19 protein-coding genes are annotated in these 18,728 nt (G+C 63.3%); 8 read left to right on the top strand and 11 right to left on the bottom strand.

Going from position 1 to position 18,728, the window contains the following annotated elements:
• Positions 1-24 precede the first annotated feature (24 nt).
• Positions 25-1,296, bottom strand: a complete 1,272-nt coding sequence (locus RMO51_RS06265) for an outer membrane protein transport protein (protein ID WP_310393016.1) — start codon at positions 1,294-1,296, stop codon at positions 25-27.
• A 144-nt stretch (positions 1,297-1,440) separates the two neighbouring features.
• Here RMO51_RS06265 and lptB point away from each other — a divergent pair, with 144 nt between their 5' ends.
• The 3 genes from lptB to RMO51_RS06250 all read left to right on the top strand — a co-directional run bounded on the left by lptB (position 1,441) and on the right by RMO51_RS06250 (position 4,220).
• A complete protein-coding gene (gene lptB, locus RMO51_RS06260; protein ID WP_310393015.1) occupies positions 1,441-2,172 on the top strand; it encodes an LPS export ABC transporter ATP-binding protein in 732 nt (243 codons plus the stop codon).
• Positions 2,173-2,299: 127 nt separating this feature from the next.
• Complete coding sequence (locus RMO51_RS06255; protein WP_310393014.1) at positions 2,300-3,847, top strand: GH3 auxin-responsive promoter family protein; 1,548 nt, start codon at positions 2,300-2,302, stop codon at positions 3,845-3,847.
• Positions 3,848-3,983: 136 nt separating this feature from the next.
• Positions 3,984-4,220 carry a hypothetical protein gene (locus RMO51_RS06250; protein WP_310393012.1) on the top strand — a complete coding sequence of 79 codons (237 nt, stop codon included), beginning with the start codon at positions 3,984-3,986 and terminating at the stop codon, positions 4,218-4,220.
• 33 nt (positions 4,221-4,253) lie between these two features.
• Here RMO51_RS06250 and RMO51_RS06245 read toward each other — a convergent pair whose 3' ends face one another.
• Positions 4,254-5,036 carry a TIGR00266 family protein gene (locus RMO51_RS06245; RefSeq protein ID WP_310393010.1) on the bottom strand — a complete coding sequence of 261 codons (783 nt, stop codon included), beginning with the start codon at positions 5,034-5,036 and terminating at the stop codon, positions 4,254-4,256.
• A gap of 259 nt (positions 5,037-5,295) precedes the next feature.
• Between RMO51_RS06245 and RMO51_RS06240 the strand changes: the two genes are divergently transcribed.
• Positions 5,296-5,892, top strand: a complete 597-nt coding sequence (locus RMO51_RS06240; RefSeq protein WP_310393009.1) for a hypothetical protein — start codon at positions 5,296-5,298, stop codon at positions 5,890-5,892.
• 29 nt (positions 5,893-5,921) lie between these two features.
• Here the strand turns inward: RMO51_RS06240 and RMO51_RS06235 are convergent, their stop codons facing one another.
• The 4 genes from RMO51_RS06235 to RMO51_RS06220 form a co-directional block, all read right to left on the bottom strand.
• Positions 5,922-6,314 (bottom strand): hypothetical protein, encoded by a 393-nt coding sequence (locus RMO51_RS06235; protein WP_310393007.1) that lies wholly within the window; start codon positions 6,312-6,314, stop codon positions 5,922-5,924.
• Between the two features lie 152 nt (positions 6,315-6,466).
• Complete coding sequence (gene gltX, locus RMO51_RS06230) at positions 6,467-8,023, bottom strand: glutamate--tRNA ligase (protein WP_310393006.1); 1,557 nt, start codon at positions 8,021-8,023, stop codon at positions 6,467-6,469.
• A gap of 140 nt (positions 8,024-8,163) precedes the next feature.
• The gene (locus RMO51_RS06225) at positions 8,164-8,355 is read right to left on the bottom strand and encodes a hypothetical protein (RefSeq protein ID WP_310393004.1); all 192 of its coding nucleotides are present in this window, start codon (positions 8,353-8,355) and stop codon (positions 8,164-8,166) included.
• A gap of 60 nt (positions 8,356-8,415) precedes the next feature.
• Positions 8,416-8,802 (bottom strand): RidA family protein, encoded by a 387-nt coding sequence (locus RMO51_RS06220; RefSeq protein ID WP_310393002.1) that lies wholly within the window; start codon positions 8,800-8,802, stop codon positions 8,416-8,418.
• 50 nt (positions 8,803-8,852) lie between these two features.
• Here RMO51_RS06220 and RMO51_RS06215 point away from each other — a divergent pair, with 50 nt between their 5' ends.
• Entirely contained in the window at positions 8,853-9,563 is a 711-nt protein-coding gene (locus RMO51_RS06215) for a 3-hydroxyacyl-CoA dehydrogenase family protein (protein ID WP_310393001.1), read from the top strand.
• Positions 9,564-9,581: 18 nt separating this feature from the next.
• On the opposite strand, the gene RMO51_RS06210 is transcribed toward RMO51_RS06215, so the two are convergent.
• The 5 genes from RMO51_RS06210 to RMO51_RS06190 all read right to left on the bottom strand — a co-directional run bounded on the left by RMO51_RS06210 (position 9,582) and on the right by RMO51_RS06190 (position 15,828).
• Positions 9,582-9,752: a hypothetical protein gene (locus RMO51_RS06210; RefSeq protein ID WP_310393000.1), complete on the bottom strand. Its 171-nt coding sequence runs from the start codon at positions 9,750-9,752 to the stop codon at positions 9,582-9,584.
• 336 nt (positions 9,753-10,088) lie between these two features.
• Positions 10,089-11,573, bottom strand: a complete 1,485-nt coding sequence (locus RMO51_RS06205; protein ID WP_310392999.1) for a DUF6056 family protein — start codon at positions 11,571-11,573, stop codon at positions 10,089-10,091.
• Positions 11,574-11,624: 51 nt separating this feature from the next.
• Entirely contained in the window at positions 11,625-13,460 is a 1,836-nt protein-coding gene (glmS, locus tag RMO51_RS06200; protein ID WP_310392997.1) for a glutamine--fructose-6-phosphate transaminase (isomerizing), read from the bottom strand.
• Positions 13,461-13,538: 78 nt separating this feature from the next.
• Positions 13,539-15,032 (bottom strand): DUF4270 family protein, encoded by a 1,494-nt coding sequence (locus RMO51_RS06195; RefSeq protein WP_310392995.1) that lies wholly within the window; start codon positions 15,030-15,032, stop codon positions 13,539-13,541.
• Positions 15,016-15,828 carry a glycogen/starch synthase gene (locus tag RMO51_RS06190; protein WP_310392993.1) on the bottom strand — a complete coding sequence of 271 codons (813 nt, stop codon included), beginning with the start codon at positions 15,826-15,828 and terminating at the stop codon, positions 15,016-15,018. Before RMO51_RS06190 ends, RMO51_RS06195 begins: the two co-directional genes overlap by 17 nt.
• 118 nt (positions 15,829-15,946) lie before the next feature.
• Here RMO51_RS06190 and panC point away from each other — a divergent pair, with 118 nt between their 5' ends.
• The 3 genes from panC (at position 15,947) to RMO51_RS06175 (ending at position 18,468) form a co-directional block, all read left to right on the top strand.
• A complete protein-coding gene (gene panC / locus RMO51_RS06185; RefSeq protein ID WP_310392992.1) occupies positions 15,947-16,792 on the top strand; it encodes a pantoate--beta-alanine ligase in 846 nt (281 codons plus the stop codon).
• Between the two features lie 49 nt (positions 16,793-16,841).
• The gene (gene panD, locus RMO51_RS06180) at positions 16,842-17,189 is read left to right on the top strand and encodes an aspartate 1-decarboxylase (protein ID WP_310392990.1); all 348 of its coding nucleotides are present in this window, start codon (positions 16,842-16,844) and stop codon (positions 17,187-17,189) included.
• Between the two features lie 247 nt (positions 17,190-17,436).
• Entirely contained in the window at positions 17,437-18,468 is a 1,032-nt protein-coding gene (locus tag RMO51_RS06175; RefSeq protein WP_310392988.1) for a lysylphosphatidylglycerol synthase transmembrane domain-containing protein, read from the top strand.
• Positions 18,469-18,728 lie beyond the last annotated feature (260 nt).

The raw sequence follows: 18,728 nt of genomic DNA, 5'->3' as shown, positions 1-18,728 counted from the left end.
AACGAAGTACTAGCGGGGTGGGAATTAGAAATTGTAGCGCAGCCCGATGCCCGGAATGCTGATGTTGGTGCGGTAGGTGCCGGCCACGCGGTCGGTGGTGCCGTTGTCGAGCAGCTGCGCCTCGGTCTGCGTGCGCTTCAGGATGGCCTGGAACATGAAGGAGGCGTCCACGCCGAAGTTCTCGGTGATGTCGTAGCCCACCCCGGCGGTGGCAATGACCCGGTCGTTGTCGGGCGTTTCGGGCGTGACGTAGCCGGTCTTCACCGGCGAAAAGTCGTAGGCGGCGCCCAGGCGCAGGGCCAGCTCGTCGGTGGCTTTGTACTGCCCGCCGAGGCGGAAGGTCAGCGCGTCCTGGTACGAGCGTTTCGATTCGGAGAACGTGCCGCGACCGACTTGGGCCGGTTGACCGTCCTTGGTGAAATCAAAGCGCAGGGAGCGGTAGGCGCTCCACTGGGTCAGGTTCGCGTCGAGCCCAATGGTGAGTTTCTCGGTGGGCGTGACGCCGATGCCGATGTTGACCGTGGCCGGCAGCGGCAGGGTGGCATCGAATCTGTCAGCCGCAAAATTTGGCTGGAGGGCAGGCGTAATGTCGGCCAGAATCACGTCGCCACCTTCCACCTTCGCGTCAATCTTGGAGCGGTAGCTGATGCCCACGCTGAGCTTGTCCGAGGGCTTGAAGAAGATGCCCGCGTTCACGCCAAAGCCGGTTTTGGTTTTGCCGTCGAGTTCAATCGAGCCTTCGGCCGAAGGCAGGGCCACGGCGCGCTGCAGGTTCACCGAGCCCGAGGCCAGAATCATCAGGCCGGCGCCCACGCTCAGTTGGTCGGTGATGGCGTAGCTCACGGTGGGCTGCACGTACACGGCGCGCAGGGTAATTTCGGTGAGGGCAAACCGGCCTTCCCAACCGGGCTGGTACTTCAGCGTCGAGCCGTAGGGGGTGTACACGGCCACCCCCGCGCGGAACTTGCCGTCCTTGGGCCCAAAGCTGGCGTACACGTTGAACGGGGTAACGGTGGTGTTTTCCAGCTCGCGCTGCGGGCCGCCCGAAATTGGGCGGAAGGCCAGCCGGGCAAAGGTGGCGCTCACGCCCACCTGCACGCCGTTTTGGCGCAGCATGGCCATGGCGCCGGGGTTCAAAAACTGCGCGGCTTGCTCCATGGACAGGCCCACGCCCACCCCTCCCATGCCAATGCTTTGCTGGCTGGGCAGGTACACCTGAAAGCCGCCCGCCGTGGCACCCGACGTGCCCAGCAGGACCGCCCCGGCCGCAAAAAGTAATGTTTTCGCCATCATCATAAAAGAGAGTTTAGGTGGGTAAGGTTGCGGGGCTAAAAGTAAGGAAAAATTCAAGTCAATTGTTAGGCTAGCCGAATATTTGACGCGCCCAGCCGTTGTTTTCGCGGCCCGGCTTCCGTGCCGCAAGCCCCTACCTTTGCCCCCATGATTCTGCGCGCCGACCACCTCGTCAAAAAATACAAAGCCCGCACCGTCGTCAACGACATGTCGGTGACGGTGGCGCAGGGCGAAATTGTCGGGCTGCTCGGGCCCAACGGCGCCGGCAAAACCACCTGCTTCTACATGATGGTAGGCATGGTGAAGCCCAACGGCGGCCGCATCTTCCTCGATAGCACCGAAATCACGAACATGCCCATCTACCAGCGGGCGCGGCTGGGCGTGGGCTACCTGGCCCAGGAAGCCAGCGTGTTCCGCGACCTGAGCGTGGAGGAAAACATCCTGGCCGTGCTCGAAATGACCCCCATGAAGAAGGACGCCCGCCACGCCAAAGTGGAGGAGCTGCTCGCCGAGTTCAGCCTCACCCACGTGCGCAAAAACCTGGGCAAGGTGCTGAGCGGCGGCGAGCGGCGGCGCACCGAAATTGCCCGCGCCCTGGCCGTCGACCCCAAGTTCGTGCTGCTCGACGAGCCCTTCGCCGGCGTCGACCCCATCGCCACCGAAGAAATCCAGGGCATCGTCTCCAAGCTCAAGCACCGCAACATCGGCGTGCTCATCACCGACCACGACGTGAACGCCACCCTCAACATCGTGGACCGCGCCTACCTGCTCTTCGAAGGCAAGCTGCTCAAGGCCGGCACCGCCGAGGAGCTGGCCGGCGACGAAACCGTACGCCGCGTGTATCTGGGCAAGAACTTTGAGCTGAAGCGCACCGTGTGAAAAGCAATTAAAAATGAAGAATTAAAAATTAAAAATGAGCCAAGGCAGGCAGAATAGCTGGCTTTCCGTTAAAACCGCTGCGCGCCAGCAATTTTTAATTCTTCATTTTTAATTTTTAATTCACCGAATGCTCGACCAGCTACTTGCCACCGCCGTGCAATGGGGCAGCCTGCCCCGGCTGGCCCGCATCCGCCAGCAGCCGCACGAGGTGCAGGCGCGGCTGCTGCGCCAGTTGCTGGCCCGCGCGCAGGCCACCGACTGGGGCCGGCGCTACGGGTTTCGGGAGAAGCTCACGCCGGCCGAATTTGCCCGGCGCGTGCCCGTGAGCACCTACGAGCAGCTGTACCCGGAGCTGGAAAAGGTGCTGCGCGGCCAGCCCGACGTGCTCTGGCCGGGCCGCCCGCGCTGGTTTGCCAAGAGCAGCGGCACCACCAACGCGCGCAGCAAGTACGTGCCCGTCACGGCCGAAGCCCTGCACGCGTGCCACTACCGCGCCGGCCGCGACATGCTGGCCCTGGCCACGCAGTTCTACCCTCGGGAGCGGCTGCTGGCCGGCAAAACCCTCTCGCTCGGCGGCACGCACGCGGCCAACCCGTTCCGGCCCCCGGAGTCGGCTTCGCGCACCGGCGACGTGTCGGCCGTCATCATGCAGCAACTGCCGTGGTGGGCCGAGCAGATGCGCACCCCGCCGCTCCGGCTGGCGTTGCTGGACGAGTGGGAGGAAAAAATTGCGCGCATCGCGGCCCACGTCCTCCCCCAGGACGTGCGCACCCTGGCCGGCGTGCCCACCTGGATGGTGGTGCTGCTGCGCCGCGTGGTGGCCCTGGCCGGCGCGGCCGACATCACCCAGGTGTGGCCGCGGCTGCGGCTGTTCCTGCACGGCGCCGTGGCGTTTGGGCCCTACCGCGAGCTGTTCCGCCAGCTCATTCCAAACGAACAAATGCGCTACCTCGAAATCTACAGCGCTTCGGAAGGATACTTCGCCCTGCAGGACCAGCCCGACAGCGAGGACCTGCTGCTGCTGCTCGACCACGGCATTTATTACGAGTTCCTGCCCGCCGGCCAGTGGGCCACCGCCGACCCGCGCCCCGTGCCGCTGGCCGAAGTGGAGCTGCACCGCCCCTACGCCCTGGTCATCAGCACCAACGCCGGGCTGTGGCGCTACGTGGTGGGCGACACCGTGCGCTTCACTTCCCTGGCGCCGTATCGGGTGCGCATCACGGGGCGCACCAAGCACTTTCTCAATGCGTTTGGCGAGGAAGTGGTGGTCGAGAACGCCGAGGCGGCGGTGGCGGCGGCCAGCCGGGCCACCGGGGCGGCGGTGCGCGACTTCACGGCCGCCCCGGTCTGGTTCGCGGTGGACAACGCCACTTCGCGCGGCGGCCACGAGTGGGTGGTGGAATTCGCTTCGGCCTCGGCCCGCCCCGACCTGGCCCGGTTCGGGGCCGTGCTCGACGCCACGCTGTGCGCGCTGAACTCCGACTACGCCGCCAAGCGCCACCGCGGCCTGGCCCTGGCCCCGCCCCGGCTGCGGGCCGTGCCCGCCGGCACGTTCGACGCCTGGCTGGCCGGCCAGGGCAAGCTGGGCGGCCAGCACAAGGTGCCGCGGCTGCTTAATTCGCGCGAAGTCGTGGAAGCCGTCTTGCGGGCCGCAACGGCCTTTGGGCGAGCCTAATAATCAGCCAGTAAACGGCTTTTTTCGCGTTGGGAAAGAAAAAGCAGGCGCTCGCGGAGCAAAGTCGTTTTTTAGCCAAATAATTGTGCTTGTAATTAAGAACGGAAGTGTAATATTGCGGTAATATTCCCTCCCTATGTCCAGCCCTGTAACTGCTTCCGCATCTAATAAGTCGGCGTATCAGCGCCCGTACAAATCCCGCGGCCAGCGCCGCGAAGCCGACCGGCGCAAGACCGACGAGGCCCGGGACTACAAGTTTCTGATTCGCGCGGCCAGCGTGGTGGGCTTCTTGTTGGTGGTGGCCCTGGCCTTCGCCGTCACGGGCTTCGTGGACCGGCAAGACGCCTTGCCGCGCACCGGGGCGAGCCGGTAGCCGCGCCGCCCGCCGTTCGGGACCAGGCGCGGCTTACTCGTCCAGCACGCCGCCGAGCACGCCGCTGAGCAGGCCGCCGCTTTCCTTGCGGGCGTTGCCCCCGCCGGAAGCCAGGGCCTGGATGAGTTTTTTGACGGGCATGGACTGCAGCCACACGCGGCCCGTGCCGCGCAGCGTGGCCAGCAGCAGGCCTTCGCCCCCGAATATCATCGACTTGAGCCCCCCCGCGCGGGCAATGCTGAAGTCAATGCTGGGCTCGAACGCCACCACGCAGCCGGTGTCAACCCGCAGCATTTCGCCCCGAAGGGTTTTTTCGATGATGGTGCCGCCCGCGTGCACGAAGGCCTTGCCGTCGCCGGTGAGCTTCTGCAGGATGAAGCCCTCGCCGCCGAACAGGCCGGCCCCGAATTTCTGGTTGAAGTGCAGGCTGATTTTGGTGCCCCGCGCCGCGGCCAGAAAGCCGTCTTTCTGCACGATGAGGCCGTTGCGCATCTCGCCCAGGTTGACGGGGATGATGGTGCCGGGATAGGGCGCCGAAAAGGCCACCAGGCTTTTGCCGTGGCCGCCGCGGTGGGTGAAATGCGTGAGAAACAACGACTCGCCCGTAATCAGCCGGGTGCCCGCCGAGAACAGCTTGCCCATGAAGCCCTGGTCGGGCTCGGAGCCGTCGCCCATCTTGGTTTCAAACGCAATGCCTTCTTCCATGTAGACCATGGCCCCGGCTTCGGCAATTACGGTTTCGTTGGGGTCAAGCTCCACCTCAAGTACTTGAATGTCGGAGCCGAGAATGCGGTAGTCAACGTCGTGGGAAGTCATGGGCGCACGGGAAGTGGGAGTGGGGTGGTTGGTTGCAGCCAAAGATAGAGCGGGCCAGATATTATGCAACAAGCCCGCGCCCCACCTCCCTCGGGGGCGCCGGCGTTCGGGACCGGAAACCGGCGCCGGGCCGGGCGGTCACAACAGGGCAGGCCTTACCCAACTGGTTGATTTGGTGGGCTTCCACAATATTTTTGCGCCGCGGCGTTAAAGCAGGATTTTTCAACTATTTTTATAGTCACCCCGGCTTTCCCTCGCCATGCGGCCTTTCCAACTCCTGTTGCTGCTTTGCTGCGCGCTGCTGCTGGGGGCCTGCGCCACCCCCCACTACGGGCCGCGCGGCTTCTGGAAACCCAACCGCTACGACCGCAACGGCTTGGCCCGGGGCCGCTGGCGCACCCACTACGATTCGGCCGGCCAGCAGCCGTTCACCGCGGGCCAGTACCGGCACGGCCGGCCCGTGCGCACCTTCAGGTACTACGCGCCCACCGGCGCCCTCGACCGCTCGGAGCGCTACGGCCGCGCGGGGTTTTGCGAGGTGACGTACTGGTACCCCAACGGCCAAGTGGCGCGCCGGGGCAATGCGCAGTGGGTCACCGGGGCCAAAGGCGCCCGTTTTTACTGGTTTGGGCCGTGGACGAGCTACGCCGAGGACGGCCAAACGACGGCCATCCAAACCTACACCGACGGGACCATCAGCCGCGCCGAAACCTACGAAAAGGGCAAGCTCACGCAGGTCGAAACCCACGATGAGCGGGGCAAGGTCATTCGGTCCGAAACCTACCTCGACGGCCAACTGCTGAAAGTGGAAACCTTCGACAAAGGTTTGCGCACGGGCACGACCAACACGCTGTAGCCGCGCCCGGGCCGTGCACCAATGGGAAACTACTCTTCCGCCGGCAGTTCGCTGCGCGTGTCGGCGGCTTCCTTGTCGGGGTCGCCCACGGCTTTCTTACGCTTGGCTTCGCGGCTGGTGCGCTTCATGAAATCCTCGTCGGTTTCTTCGGGCTCGGGGGCGTGCTCGGCGTCGGCGATGGGAAAGGCGTCGTCTTCGGTTTCGTCGGGGCCGGGCTTTTCGCCGAACTGGCCGGCGCGGTCCACCAGCTTCTTGTCGCGCACGTGGCGGCCCAGAAACTGGTTGATTTGCTCAATGCTGTAGTTGGAGGTGATTTCGCCCAGCGGGTTCACCCCAATCTCAAAGCCCTCCAGCTCCTTGTGGACGCGGGCTTTCTTGTCGGGGTCGGGCTTGGCTTTGGGCTTGACGGGTTTCTTGGCCATGACGGAAGTCAATTAACAATTAACAGTGAGCAATTAACAGGAAGCAACACGGCGTGGCCGGACGCGGGCGCAATTTTAAAAAGCACGAGGCCGCGCCGTAGTGCATACGGCGCGGCCTCGGCTCAGGGTTGGGTTTCGGGCTTGGCCAACCGTTAGCCGGCCGCCGGCGCACTCAGTCGCGCCACGGCCGCGTGCAGCCGCTTGCTTACCTCGCCCGGGCCCAGGATGGCCAGCGTCTCGAATAGGTCGGGGCCGGCCGCGCCGCCGGTTACGGCCACGCGCAGTAATTGCAGCACCTGGCCGGGCTTCAGGCCCTGGGCTTCCATGGTCTGGGTAAACAAGACCTTCAGGTCCTCGGCCGATACTTCGGCCGCGTCGGGCAGGGCCTTGGCATAAACAGTAAGGGCGGCGGCTACCGGCGGGCTCCACTTCTTGGCCACTACGGCCTGGTCGTACGCGGTGGGGGCCTGGAAGAAGTACTTGGCCTCCTGCCAGAAGTCGTTGGGGAAGCTCACCCGCTCCTTCATCACGGCCACAATCTGCTCGGCCTTGGCCTGGTCGCAGGCGATGCCGTGTTCGGCCAGGGCGGTGAGCAGGTAGGGCGCCAGCTCGGCGTCGGGCTTGGCCCGCAGGTAGTGCTCGTTGAACCACTTCACCTTGTGCTGGTCGAATTTGGCCGGCGACTTGCTCACCCGCTCGATGCTGAAGGCCTGCACCAGCTCGTCCATTGAGAAAATCTCCTGCTGCGAGCCGGGGTTCCAGCCCAGGAAGGCCAGGAAGTTCACCAGCGCCTCGGGCAGGTAGCCGCTTTCGCGGTAGCCGGCGCTCACGGTGGGCTCGCCGGTGTCGCCGTCGAGGCCGTGCCACTCCAGCGGAAACACGGGGAAGCCGAGCCGGTCGCCGTCGCGCTTGCTGAGCTTGCCCGTGCCGTCGGGCTTGAGCAGCAGCGGCAGGTGGGCAAACTGCGGCATGGTACTTTCCCAGCCCAAATAGCGGTAGAGCAACACGTGCAGCGGCGCCGAGGGCAGCCACTCCTCGCCCCGAATCACGTGGGATATTTCCATCAGGTGGTCGTCCACGATGTTGGCCAGGTGGTAAGTCGGCATGCCGTCCGACTTCATCAGCACCTTGTCGTCGATGGCCGAGGAATGCACCACCACCCAGCCGCGAATCAGGTCCTGGAAGCGCACTTCCTCCTTGCGCGGCACCTTGAGGCGGATTACGTACTGCGCGCCGCTGGCGAGCAATTGCTTCACCTCGTCCTCGGGCAGGGTGAGGGAATTGCGCATTTGGGCGCGGGTGATGGAGTTGTACTGCGGGTTGGGCACCTTGGCGGCTTGCAGGCGCGCGCGCATCGCGTCCAGCTCTTCAGGCGTATCAAAGGCGTAGTAGGCGTGGCCGCTGGCAATGAGCTGGTCGGCGTACTGCCGGTACAGGGGCTTGCGCTCGCTCTGCTTGTAGGGCGCGTGGGGGCCGCCCACGCCCACGCCCTCGTCGATGACGATGCCGCACCAGGCCAGGGCCTCCAGGATGTACTCCTCGGCGCCGGGCACGAAGCGGTTCTGGTCGGTGTCCTCGATGCGGAGCAGCATTTTGCCGCCGAGCTTGCGGGCCAGCAGGTAGTTGTACAGGGCCGTGCGCACGCCGCCGATGTGCAGCGGCCCGGTGGGCGAGGGCGCAAAGCGCACCCGGACTTCTCTCTCAGTCATAACGCAAAAAAAGCGCGTCCCGGTACTCGGAACGCGCGGCAAAGGTAAGGATAGGGGCAGTTAGCAGTTAGTAGTTATCCGTGAGTAGTGAACAAGGATGTACCAATTGCTCACTACTCACGGATAACTGCTAACCGTAATTAGTCGCGGTTCTTGAAGCCGAGCCAGAGCGCCAGGCCCAGTAGCGTGACGCCGCCCCGGATGCCCCAGGCCACGGCCGGCCCCCAGTTGTTAATCCACTTGAGGAAAACATACTGCACGTTGGGGTTGATGAGCGGCAGCGCCAGCGAGATAAGCCCAATGATGAGCAGGCCGAGTCCGAGTTCTTTCATGCGGTGAGGGAAATGCGAGAGGATGAAAATTTCCGCTGCAACGCCCGCCGCGCCAGGATATTATGCGCCCACGGCAATGCAGGAAATTTCCACCTGCACGTCGCGCGGCAGCCGGGCTACTTCCACCGTTTCGCGGGCCGGCGCCGTGGCCTCGTTGTCGAAGTAGGAACCGTACACTTCGTTGATAACAGCAAAGTTACCGAGGTCCTTCACGAAGATGCTGCACTTTACCACGTCGGTAAGTTCCAGGCCAGTGGCGGCCAGCACGGCCGTCAGGTTCTTCAGCACCTGGTGGGTTTGGGCGGTCACGTCGCCTGCCACCAGTTGCCCGCCGGCATCCAGCGGTATCTGGCCCGAGACGTACACGGTGTTGCCCGCCCGTACGGCTTGCGAGTAGGGGCCAATGGGGGCCGGTGCCTGGTCGGTGAGGATGATTTGGTGCGGCATAAGCGGCGTTAGGTTAGGGTATCTTTGGCGCCAAAGTAACGAAGCAACCCATGCACATTCTGGTCATTGACGGCGGCCACGTCGAGGCGGAGTTCCGCGAGAAGTTTGGGGCGGGGCACGAGTATAGTTTCCACTCGTGCGATTCCGACAGCCTTGCAGAACTCGTTGCAAAACAAAAGCAACTTGTAATTCTGGCCGCCGCCGCCGGGGCCGCTTTCTGTTACAGCCACCTCCCCGGCACCCGTCCGTACTACAAGTTCAAATGCCCGATTTTTATTGATTGCGCCGCCCGTTCGCTCTCCGAAATGTTGTCGGCCCACGAACCCGATTGCGGCCCTCCCGACGGCACCCTCTTCGGCTTCTGCGGCCTGCCTACACTCCTCAACCGCTCCCTGCTCGAAGTCAGCCTTTACCACGAAGCCGACCGCGAGAAGCTGGCCGACACCTGCGCTGCCCTCGGTACCGACTACCGCGTGGTCGAGGACCGGGTGGGCCTGGTCACGCCCCGCGTGGTGTGCATGATTATCAACGAGGCCTGCTACACCGTGCAGGAGGGCGCCGCCACCATGCAGGACGTAGACCTGGCCATGCGCTTGGGCACTAACTACCCCCGCGGCCCTTTCGCCTGGGCCAATGCCATCGGCGTGGCGCGCGTGTACGCCGTGCTGGAAGCCCTGTGGGACGACACCCACGACGAGCGCTACAAAATCTGCCCGCTGCTCAAGCGCCAGGCGCTGCGGGGCGAGCCGTTTGCGGTGTAGCAGCGCGTTTGGCCGCCGCTACTCCGCCGCTGCTGGGTCGGCCGATAAGAGGAATGGCCAGGCCACGACTTGGTCCGTAGGTCCGTAATTCACCCAAACCGCCTTCTTGCCAAAATACAGGGCCATAAGCTGGTTGCCCCACAAGCCGGGGGTGGGCGCGAGGTCGTAATAAAAGAGCGTACCGGGCATAACCGGCAGTGGGGACACCGCCACAGAGTCGGCCGCCGTGGTTCGCAATGCGCGATATTGGCCAGTAGAAAAGCGTAGCGCCCCGACCATTCCGGTTGCGTATTCGCGAAATAAAGTGCGAATCCGGTGCGCTGTGCTTCCAGCGCGGTGCCATAGTCGTCGAAGTAGGGGTGGCAGTAAGCGGCCAGCACCACGAAAGGGAGCACGGGTGCCACCGCGGCCAGGTGAATTGCTGCCCGCATTGCTGCATGCTTTTGCCTCTTGGAAGCCTATTGATTCAACCATCGCCTCTCGTCCAGGCGGCGGCGCAACAGCTTCCTTTCTTAAAATATTAGGTTAAGGAGCAGTGGGTTGCGTTACCACCTGCTTGGCGCCAAAATAGGTGGCGTAGAGGCGCAGGGCTTCCAAATCTTGCAGCCCCGCGATGTCAAAGCTGTACAGTAAATCGGGGCGGTTGCGCAACGGCCGAACCTCGACCACTGGCGCCTTAGCCGCCAGGGCAGCGTACCGGGCGCGCAATTCGGCGTCGTACCGGCCGGCCTCGCCCCCCAGCCACTGCTGGTAAGCCCGCACCACGTTGTTGCGGCCCTGGCCGAGCATCGAAGCCCGGGTCTGCACGTTGTAGTCGGCAAAAAAGAACAGTAGCAGCAGCCCGACCCACAACGGGGCCAGCCGACCGTTTGCCAACTCCTCCCGCACGGCCGACGGCCGCCCCACGTAGGCCCGTCGGCAGCACCACGCCAGCAGCGTGCCAAACCAGCCGAGCAAGAAAAGCAGGTGGAGCACCGTGCGCGCGCGCAGCGGCAGCCCGGTGCCGCTGGCGTAAAAAGCCGGGCAGCTGGCCGCCGTTAGCAAAAGAGCCAGCCCGCCCACCAGCCGCTCCGTTGGGATTCGGCCTAAGTGCAGGACCACCGAATGGTCGCGGTGCTGGGCCACGCGGTGCACGGCGGGCAGCAGCAACGCCGAGAGGGCCAGCAATACCGGGTTGGCAACCCAAGTCATCAGCAGGTAACCCGTCGTGCCCGCGGAATAAGCCAGCGTTTTAATCAACCCGAAGGATGCTCCCATGTGCTTCATCCGCACAAAGTTGCCGGGCGCGGTAAACGATGCCCAGCTTCCCACGGCGGCTAATCCGGCCAGCAACAGCAGCACGCGGCCTCGCCCCCGCCACCAGTCCAGCCCGGCTCCCGCCATCAGCGCCAACAGGAAGGGAAAGGCAACCGGCTCAGGAGTGCCCGCCACGGCAACGGTCAGCCCGGCCAGGGCCGCCAATCCGGCCCAATGGTCCTGGCCCAGACGCCGTGCCGCCGCGTAATAGCCAAAAGCCAGCAGCCAGAGCAACAGGAGCCACGCGGCGGTAATGTAGGTGTAGGCGCCCGTGAACCAGTACAAACCTTCGGCTTGGCCCGGCGCATACGCCAACCACAGGGCCAGCAAAATTCCCGCCAGCCGCCACGCTGCCCCCGGCGAGACTCCCGGCAGCGCCGAAAGGCAGGCCCGCAGCATAAATAAGGTGCCAAAAATAAACCCCACCGCTACCGCCCACCAGTTGGCTTCCAGCCGGCCGTAGAGCAGCGGATTAAGCAGCGCCAGCAGAACTGTAGTGGTGTAACGACCGGTTTGGGTGAGGTAAAAATAGTGTTGAGCTTGCCAAAATCCCAGGTTTCTTACCGTGACGGCATCCAAAAAGTCGTCCAGTGACGGGTGGTTGCAGAAGGAAAGGCCGACGAAAGGCAGCACCACTGCTCCGAGCGCGACAGTAATCAACAGACCCTGGTGGCGTTGGCTTGCGCGCAACAAATGGCCGGTGGAACGACTCATTTTGAAGGCTTAAATGGAGAAGTTACACCGGCCAAACAGATACCGTCTTTTTCATTCCACCGTCACCGATTTGGCCAGGTTGCGGGGCTGGTCCACGTTGCAGCCGCGCAGCACGGCAATGTGGTAGCTCAGCAGTTGCAGGGGAATCACCGACACCAGCGGCATCAGGATTTCGCTGGTGTGGGGCACTTCAATCACGAATTCGGCCATAGCCGGAATCACGGTGTCGCCCTCGCTCACGATGGCGATGATGCGGCCCTTGCGGGCTTTCACCTCCTGAATGTTGCTCACCACCTTCTCGTACGAGCTGTCGCGGGTGGCGATGACCACCATCGGCATGTTCTCGTCAATCAGGGCAATGGGGCCGTGCTTCATCTCGGCCGCCGGGTAGCCCTCGGCGTGAATGTAGCTGATTTCCTTAAGTTTGAGTGCGCCTTCCAGGGCCACGGGGAAGTTGTAGCCCCGGCCCAAGTACAAGAAATTGGTCGCGTCCTTGAAAATTTCGGCGATGGCACGGATTTCGGTGTCCAGCTCCAGGGCCTTGGTCACTTTGGCCGGAATCGTGTCCAGCTCCACCATCAGCTCGCGCAGCTTGGTGTCGGTGATGGTGCCGCGCTTCTGGCCCATAATCATGGCCAGCAGGGTCAGCACCGTCACCTGGGCCGTGAAGGCCTTGGTCGAAGCCACGCCGATTTCGGGCCCGGCGTGGGTGTAGGCGCCGGCGTCGGTGGCGCGGGCAATGCTGCTGCCCACCACGTTGCACACGCCGAAGATGGTCGCGCCCTTGCTCTTGGCCAGCTCAATGGCGGCCAGCGTGTCGGCCGTCTCGCCGCTCTGCGAAATGGCAATCACGATGTCGCGCTCCGTAATGATGGGGTTGCGGTAGCGGAATTCCGAAGCGTACTCCACCTCCACCGGGATGCGGGCCAGGTCCTCAATCAGGTACTCGGCCACCAAGCCGGCGTGCCAGGAGGTGCCGCAGGCCACGATGATGATGCGCTGGGCGTTCACGAACTTCTGCTCGTAGGCCCGGATGCCGCCCATGTTCAGGTGGCCGGACTCCAGCTCCAGGCGCCCGCGCATCGAATCCATGATGGAGCGCGGCTGCTCAAAAATCTCTTTCAGCATGAAGTGCTCGTAACCGCCCTTCTCGATGCTGTCCAGCTCCAGCTCCAGCTTCTGGATGTAGGGCGTCTGGCTCACGTCTTCCCGGCTGCGAATGTCCAGCTGCCCGTCGCGAATGACTACGATTTCGTAGTCGTTCACGTACACCACCTCGTTGGTGTACTCGATGATGGGCGTGGCGTCGGAGGCAATAAAAAATTCACCTTCGCCGATGCCAATCACCATCGGCGAGCCTTTGCGGGCGGCAATGAGCTGGTTGGGGGCGTCTTTGCTGAGCACCACGATGGCGTAGGCGCCCACCACTTCGTGCAGGGCCAGGCGCACGGCTTCTTCCAGGGTGCAGTCGTTTTGCTGCTGAATCTCCTCAATCAGGTTCACAAACACCTCCGTATCGGTGTCGGAGTGGAACACGTGGCCCTGCTGCTCCAGGTGCGTTTTCAGCGCCGCGTAGTTCTCGATGATGCCGTTGTGAATGATGGCAATGCGCTCCGAAGTGGAGTAGTGGGGGTGCGCGTTTTCGTCGTTGGGCTCGCCGTGGGTGGCCCAGCGGGTGTGGCCCATGCCCACGCGGGCGTGGGTGTCTTTCTCCGCAATAAAAGCTTCCAGCTCGCTGACCTTGCCTTTCTTTTTATACACGTTCAACTCGCCATTGAGCAGGGCCACGCCCGCCGAGTCGTAGCCCCGGTATTCGAGTCGGTGCAAGCCTTTGAGGATAATCGGACAGGCCTCGCGATGACCCAAATAAGCAACAATGCCGCACATGGCGATAAGAATAAGAGGATTAGAAAAAATGAAAGAAGCCAGGGGCTCATCCCCGATGAGGCCCTGGCAAGCCCGGCGCTACCGCTTGGAGTAGTATACGCGCAAACTGATGTTGGCGGCGTCCAGGGCTGCCCGGTTCAGCGACAAGCTGCCCGACGTGCGGATGCTGGGCACCAGCACCAACGACACGGGGTTGCCGCCGAGCTTGTCGGCGAGGTAGGCCTGCAAATAGTTCGTGACGGGGATGCTGTAGTAGGCTTGGCTCGTCGTGGCATTAGTCAGCGTCCCCACGGCCGGAACGGGGTTTCCAAACTGGTCGACGCCGTTGGACACCACCCGGTCATACGACACAAAGTTGGCCGTCCGCTGCAGCACGCGGTTGCTGCCGTCCACTTCCACCGCGTACAGCGAAGGGGGGTTGGCGAGCAGCGCGTTGGAAAAAGGCTTGACGGGCACGCGCAGCTCGGCGCGGTTTATCGTCAGGCCCGGCGTGAGCAGCGCGCCGAGGTTGGCGAACGTGACGCGGGTGCCCAGGCCGGTGCCTTCCTGCACGTAGCTGGTGCCGCCCAGCGCGCCGGGCGAAACCGAAGCAGCCGGGTCGGTCAGCACGGCCAGGGCCGGGGGCAGTGCGTTGGTAATCTGGGTGTAATAGCGCGGGTCGCGGGCAACGTTCGCGCTGCTCGTGCTGTATACCGGCCCAAAAAGCACGGAGTAGCTGCGGCGCAGCGAATCGGCGTGGTAATACACTATCAGGCGGGCCAGCGAGCGCACGTCCGCGGCCCGGCCGAAGCTCAGGATGCTGCTGCTGTGGCCGGCGCTGGGCGTGAGGACCAGGCCCTTCAGCAACCCATCCAACTGGAGCTGGTTGAAATTGGGCTGCGAAAGCCGGGCAAACAAGTTGTCCGCAAACGGCAGCGCCACCCCCGGAAGGGCCGGTTGGCTCCCGGAAGCCGGCACGGCCCGGCGCTGCAGCAGCAAGCGCACGGTCTGGTCGGGCCCCGTGGTCGTGAAGGCCGGCACCTCGGGGGCGGTGGCCGTGGCCGGCACGGCCGGCGTGGTCACCTGCCGCGTGCGGTCGAGCCGGCTGGTCAGATTCAGGCCCAGCGCGTCGCCCAGGGGCGTGGCGGTGCTCCCGTCGTACACCTGCCGCTCGTCGAGCGGGGCGGGCAGTTGGTACACGTCAAATTTCACCGGCGTGGTGGCACTGCCGTACACCCTGTCGAACCCCAGCACCAGCACCACCGAATCAAGCTCGGGGGCCGTGAGCTTGGCGGGGAGCGAGTCGGCGGCGATGGGGGCGCTCACCACGTTGAAATAAGCGCGGGCTTCGGTGGTGCCGGCCACGTTGTCGGCCAGGCGGCCCACCAGGAAGTGGTCGGTTTTTTGGGTTTGCACCGGCACCAGGCGCACGGCCGCGATGCCCAGGGCCGGGTCCTTGTATTCGGTGTATTCAGTGCTGAGGACCTCGGCATTGGGCAAGTCCACGTCCAGGTCGGTGCCTTCGTCGCAGCCGGCCAGGGCCAGGGCCGACAGGGTCACCAGGGGGGCACAGCGGCTAATTAGCCAATTCATTGTACAGCGCTAGGTAAGAGGAGTGCAGGTTTTCGTCGGTGGCTACCTGGCTGAGCCGGTTGTTGAGGGCGTATTCGCGGAACATGCCGTTCAGGTTGTCGCTGAAGTCCTCGTCGGACCGCACCACGGTGTCGGCATATTCCATGCCCATTTTGATGAAGCCGCTGAAGTCCGCCGTTTTCAGCGAGGCCAGCATGGCGTCGTCGATGTCGAGCATCTTGGCCTTCTCGAGGATGTTGCCCTCGAACTTGTCCATGAACTCGTTGCTGTAAATCGAAAACACCGATTTGGCGTCCTTGAACACCGGGTCTTTTTTGTAGGTCGTCTTCAGGTACAGCGGAATCAGGCCCGTCATCCAGTCGGAGCAGTGCACGATGTTGGGCGACCAGCCCAGCTTCTTCACGGTCTCCAGCACGCCCTTGCAGAAGAAGATGGCGCGCTCATCGTTGTCGGCGTAGAACTTGTCGTTCTTGTCCACCAAAGCCGACTTGCGGTGGAAGTAGTCCTCGTTGTCGATGAAGTACACCTGCAGCTTGGCCGTGGGGATGGACGCCACTTTGATGACCAGGGGTTTCTCGTCGTCGCCCACGGCAATGTTGATGCCCGAAAGGCGCACCACTTCGTGCAGCCGGTTCTTGCGCTCGTTGATAATGCCGAAACGCGGGACGAAAATGCGAATCTCGCAGCCCATTTCCTGCATGCTGGCGGGGAGGCGCCGGAGCATTTCAGCCACCTTGGTGGTCTGCAGAAACGGGTCAATTTCGGTGGCCGCGTAGAGGATTCGTAGCTTCGACATGAGGAATTATTAAAGAGAATGGAACAAGGCCATGCTATGGGTGCACAAAATTAAACAATTTTGAGCGGAAATTCAATAAAAGCTACTTTGAGGGCCGTTCCAATTGCCTTCCTCTCCTATGCTGATACTGACCACCGCCGCCGGGTTGCAAGCCCATGCGGAACACGCCCGCCAACCCGGCCAACGGGTAGGCGTGGTGCCCACGATGGGCGCCCTGCACGCCGGCCACCTGCAGCTGGTGCGGGCCGCCCGCGCCGAATGCAACGAGGTAATAGTCACCGTCTTCGTGAACCCCACGCAGTTCAACAACGCCGAGGACTTTCGCCTCTACCCGCGCGTGCCCGAAGCCGACGCGGCCCTGCTGGCCCCGGCCGGCTGCACGGCCCTCTTTGTGCCGGCGGTGGAGGAAATGTACCCCCGGCCCGCCGTGCTGCGGTTCGATTTCGGGGACCTGGAGCGGGTGATGGAAGGCGCGCACCGGCCCGGGCATTTCAACGGCGTGGCCACGGTGGTGAGTAAAATTTTTCATTTGACGCGCCCGCACCGGGCTTACTTCGGCCAAAAAGATTGGCAGCAGGTGGCCGTGATTCGCCAACTGGTGGCCGACCTTTCGTTCGACCTGGAAATCGTGGCTTGCCCGACCATCCGCGAAGCCGACGGGCTGGCCATGTCGTCGCGCAACCGCCGGCTGGCCCCCGCCGCCCGGGCCGCCGCCCCGCTGCTGCACCAGGTGCTGGCCGCCGCGGCGGCCCGGGTGCGGCAGGGCGTGCCCCCCGCCCAGGTGCAGGCCGAAGCCGAAGCCGCCCTGGCCCGCGAGCCCCTCATCGCGCTCGAATACGTGGCGGTGGCCGACGCGCACACGCTGCAGCCATTGGCCGGATACAACGGCCGGGCCGTGGTGCTGTGCCTGGCCGCGCAGGTGGGCGGCGTGCGGCTCATCGACAACGTGGTGGTGGAGGGGTGAAGCCGCGCTTTATCTTTGCGGCCCTTGTTAACCCTTGTTGGCTCCGCTCATGCACATTGAAGTAATGAAGTCCAAAATCCACCGCGCCACCGTCACGCAGGCCGAGCTGCACTACGTGGGCAGCGTCACCATCGACGAGGACCTGCTGGACGCCGCCAACTTCGTTGAAAACGAAAAAGTGACCGTGGTGAACGTCAACAACGGCGAGCGGTTCGAAACCTACACCATCCGGGGCGAGCGCGGCTCGGGCACCATTTGTCTGAACGGCCCCGCGGCGCGCAAAGCAGCGGTGGGCGACGTGGTCATCATTTTCTCCTACGCCCTGGTGGACTTTGCCGAGGCCCGGCAGCACCGGCCCACGGTCATTTTCCCCAACGAGCACAACCGGCTGGCATAGTGGTTAATCATTATTGGACTTCCGCACTTGGAATTGCACCCCGGATTTCAGCGTCTGGGGGTTGTTTCTGAAACGCTGATTCCTGAGTCAGGCAGTAGCAAAAGCGCCTTCAGAGACAGTAGCATTTGAAGTGTGTCCAATTGCGTCAGCCCTGGATTACTAATCAACAGTGGCAGGGCTGCTGGTTAGTCGTTAATCATTAAATGCCAGTCGTTAACTACCAACCAATGCCCGCTAACCGCCAAGAATGAAGTCTCTGCTCACCGTTCTAAAATACACCTTGCTGCTGGCCCTGTCGGGCGCGCTCATGGTGTACGCTGTGCGCGGGCAGGACCTGTCGCGCATCGGGCACTACATCGCCACCGCGAATTATTTCTGGCTGGGGGTCACGATGACACTTTCGGTGCTGGGCTACCTCAGCCGGGCTTACCGCTGGCAGATGCAGCTCACGGCCTCGCGCCACCAGGTGCCGTTCTGGGAGGTGTACCACGCCATGATGGTGGGCTACCTGGCCAACATCGTGCTGCCGCGCATGGGCGAGGTCATCCGCTGCTCGGTGCTGCGGCGCACGAGCGGCGTGCCGGTGGAGGTGTCGCTGGGCACCGTGATTACCGAGCGGGTGATTGACGTGCTGGTGCTGGGCCTGCTGCTGGGCGCGGTGTTGCTGCTGGATTTCGATAAGTTCTGGGCCTTCATTCAAGGCCTGTTCGCCGACCAGTACGATTCGCTGGCGGCCAATCGGGGCGTGCTGCTGGCCGTGGCCGGCATCGGGGCGTTGCTGCTGCTGGTGTTCGGCTACCTGCTGGTGCGCAACCTGGAGAAGCTGCGGCAGAACGCCTTGTTTGTAAAAGTGGTGGCCTTTGTCCGGGGGCTGCTGGCGGGGGTGTTCAGCGTGCTGCGGCTGAACAACAAGGGCGTGTTTCTGCTGCACACTTTCTTTACCTGGCTGGTGTATTTTTTGATGGACTACCTGGCGTTCCTCTGCTTCCCCGAAACCTATGATTTGGGCATGCGGGCCGGCTTGGCGGTGCTCACGTTTGGCGCGTTTGGGATGGCAGCGCCGGTTTCCGGCGGCATTGGGGTATTCCACGTGCTGGTGCAGAGCACCTTGCTGGTCTACGGCGTGAGCAAAGAGGCCGGCATTGCCTACGCCCTGGTGGTGCACGGGGCCCAAACGCTGCTGGTGGTGGTGCTGGGCGGCATCAGCTTCGTGCTGAGTGCCGTGCATTCAGGTAAAACAGTTAACCGTGAGCAGTTAGTAATTAACAGTGAGCAGTAAGCAGTGAGCAACTGGAACGTCCTGCCCATCTGGCGTCCGCTTGCCGAAGCATCGCTGCCGCTTCGTTAAACGATTGAATTACTGTTACGCGAGATGCTTCGGCAAGCGCCGCATGACGTTCTTTTGCTCACTGCTCACTGCTCACTGCTCACTGCTCACTGCTCACTGCTCACTGCTCACTGCTCACTGCTCACTGCTCACTGCTCACTGCTCACTGCTCACTGCTCACTGCTCACTGCTCACTGCTCACTGCTCACTGC

This window comes from Hymenobacter sp., assembly GCF_031398885.1.
Taxonomy (GTDB): Bacteria; Bacteroidota; Bacteroidia; order Cytophagales; family Hymenobacteraceae; genus Hymenobacter.
Note: the sequence above shows the minus strand (reverse complement) of the source record. Positions and strands in the feature narration are given on the sequence as shown.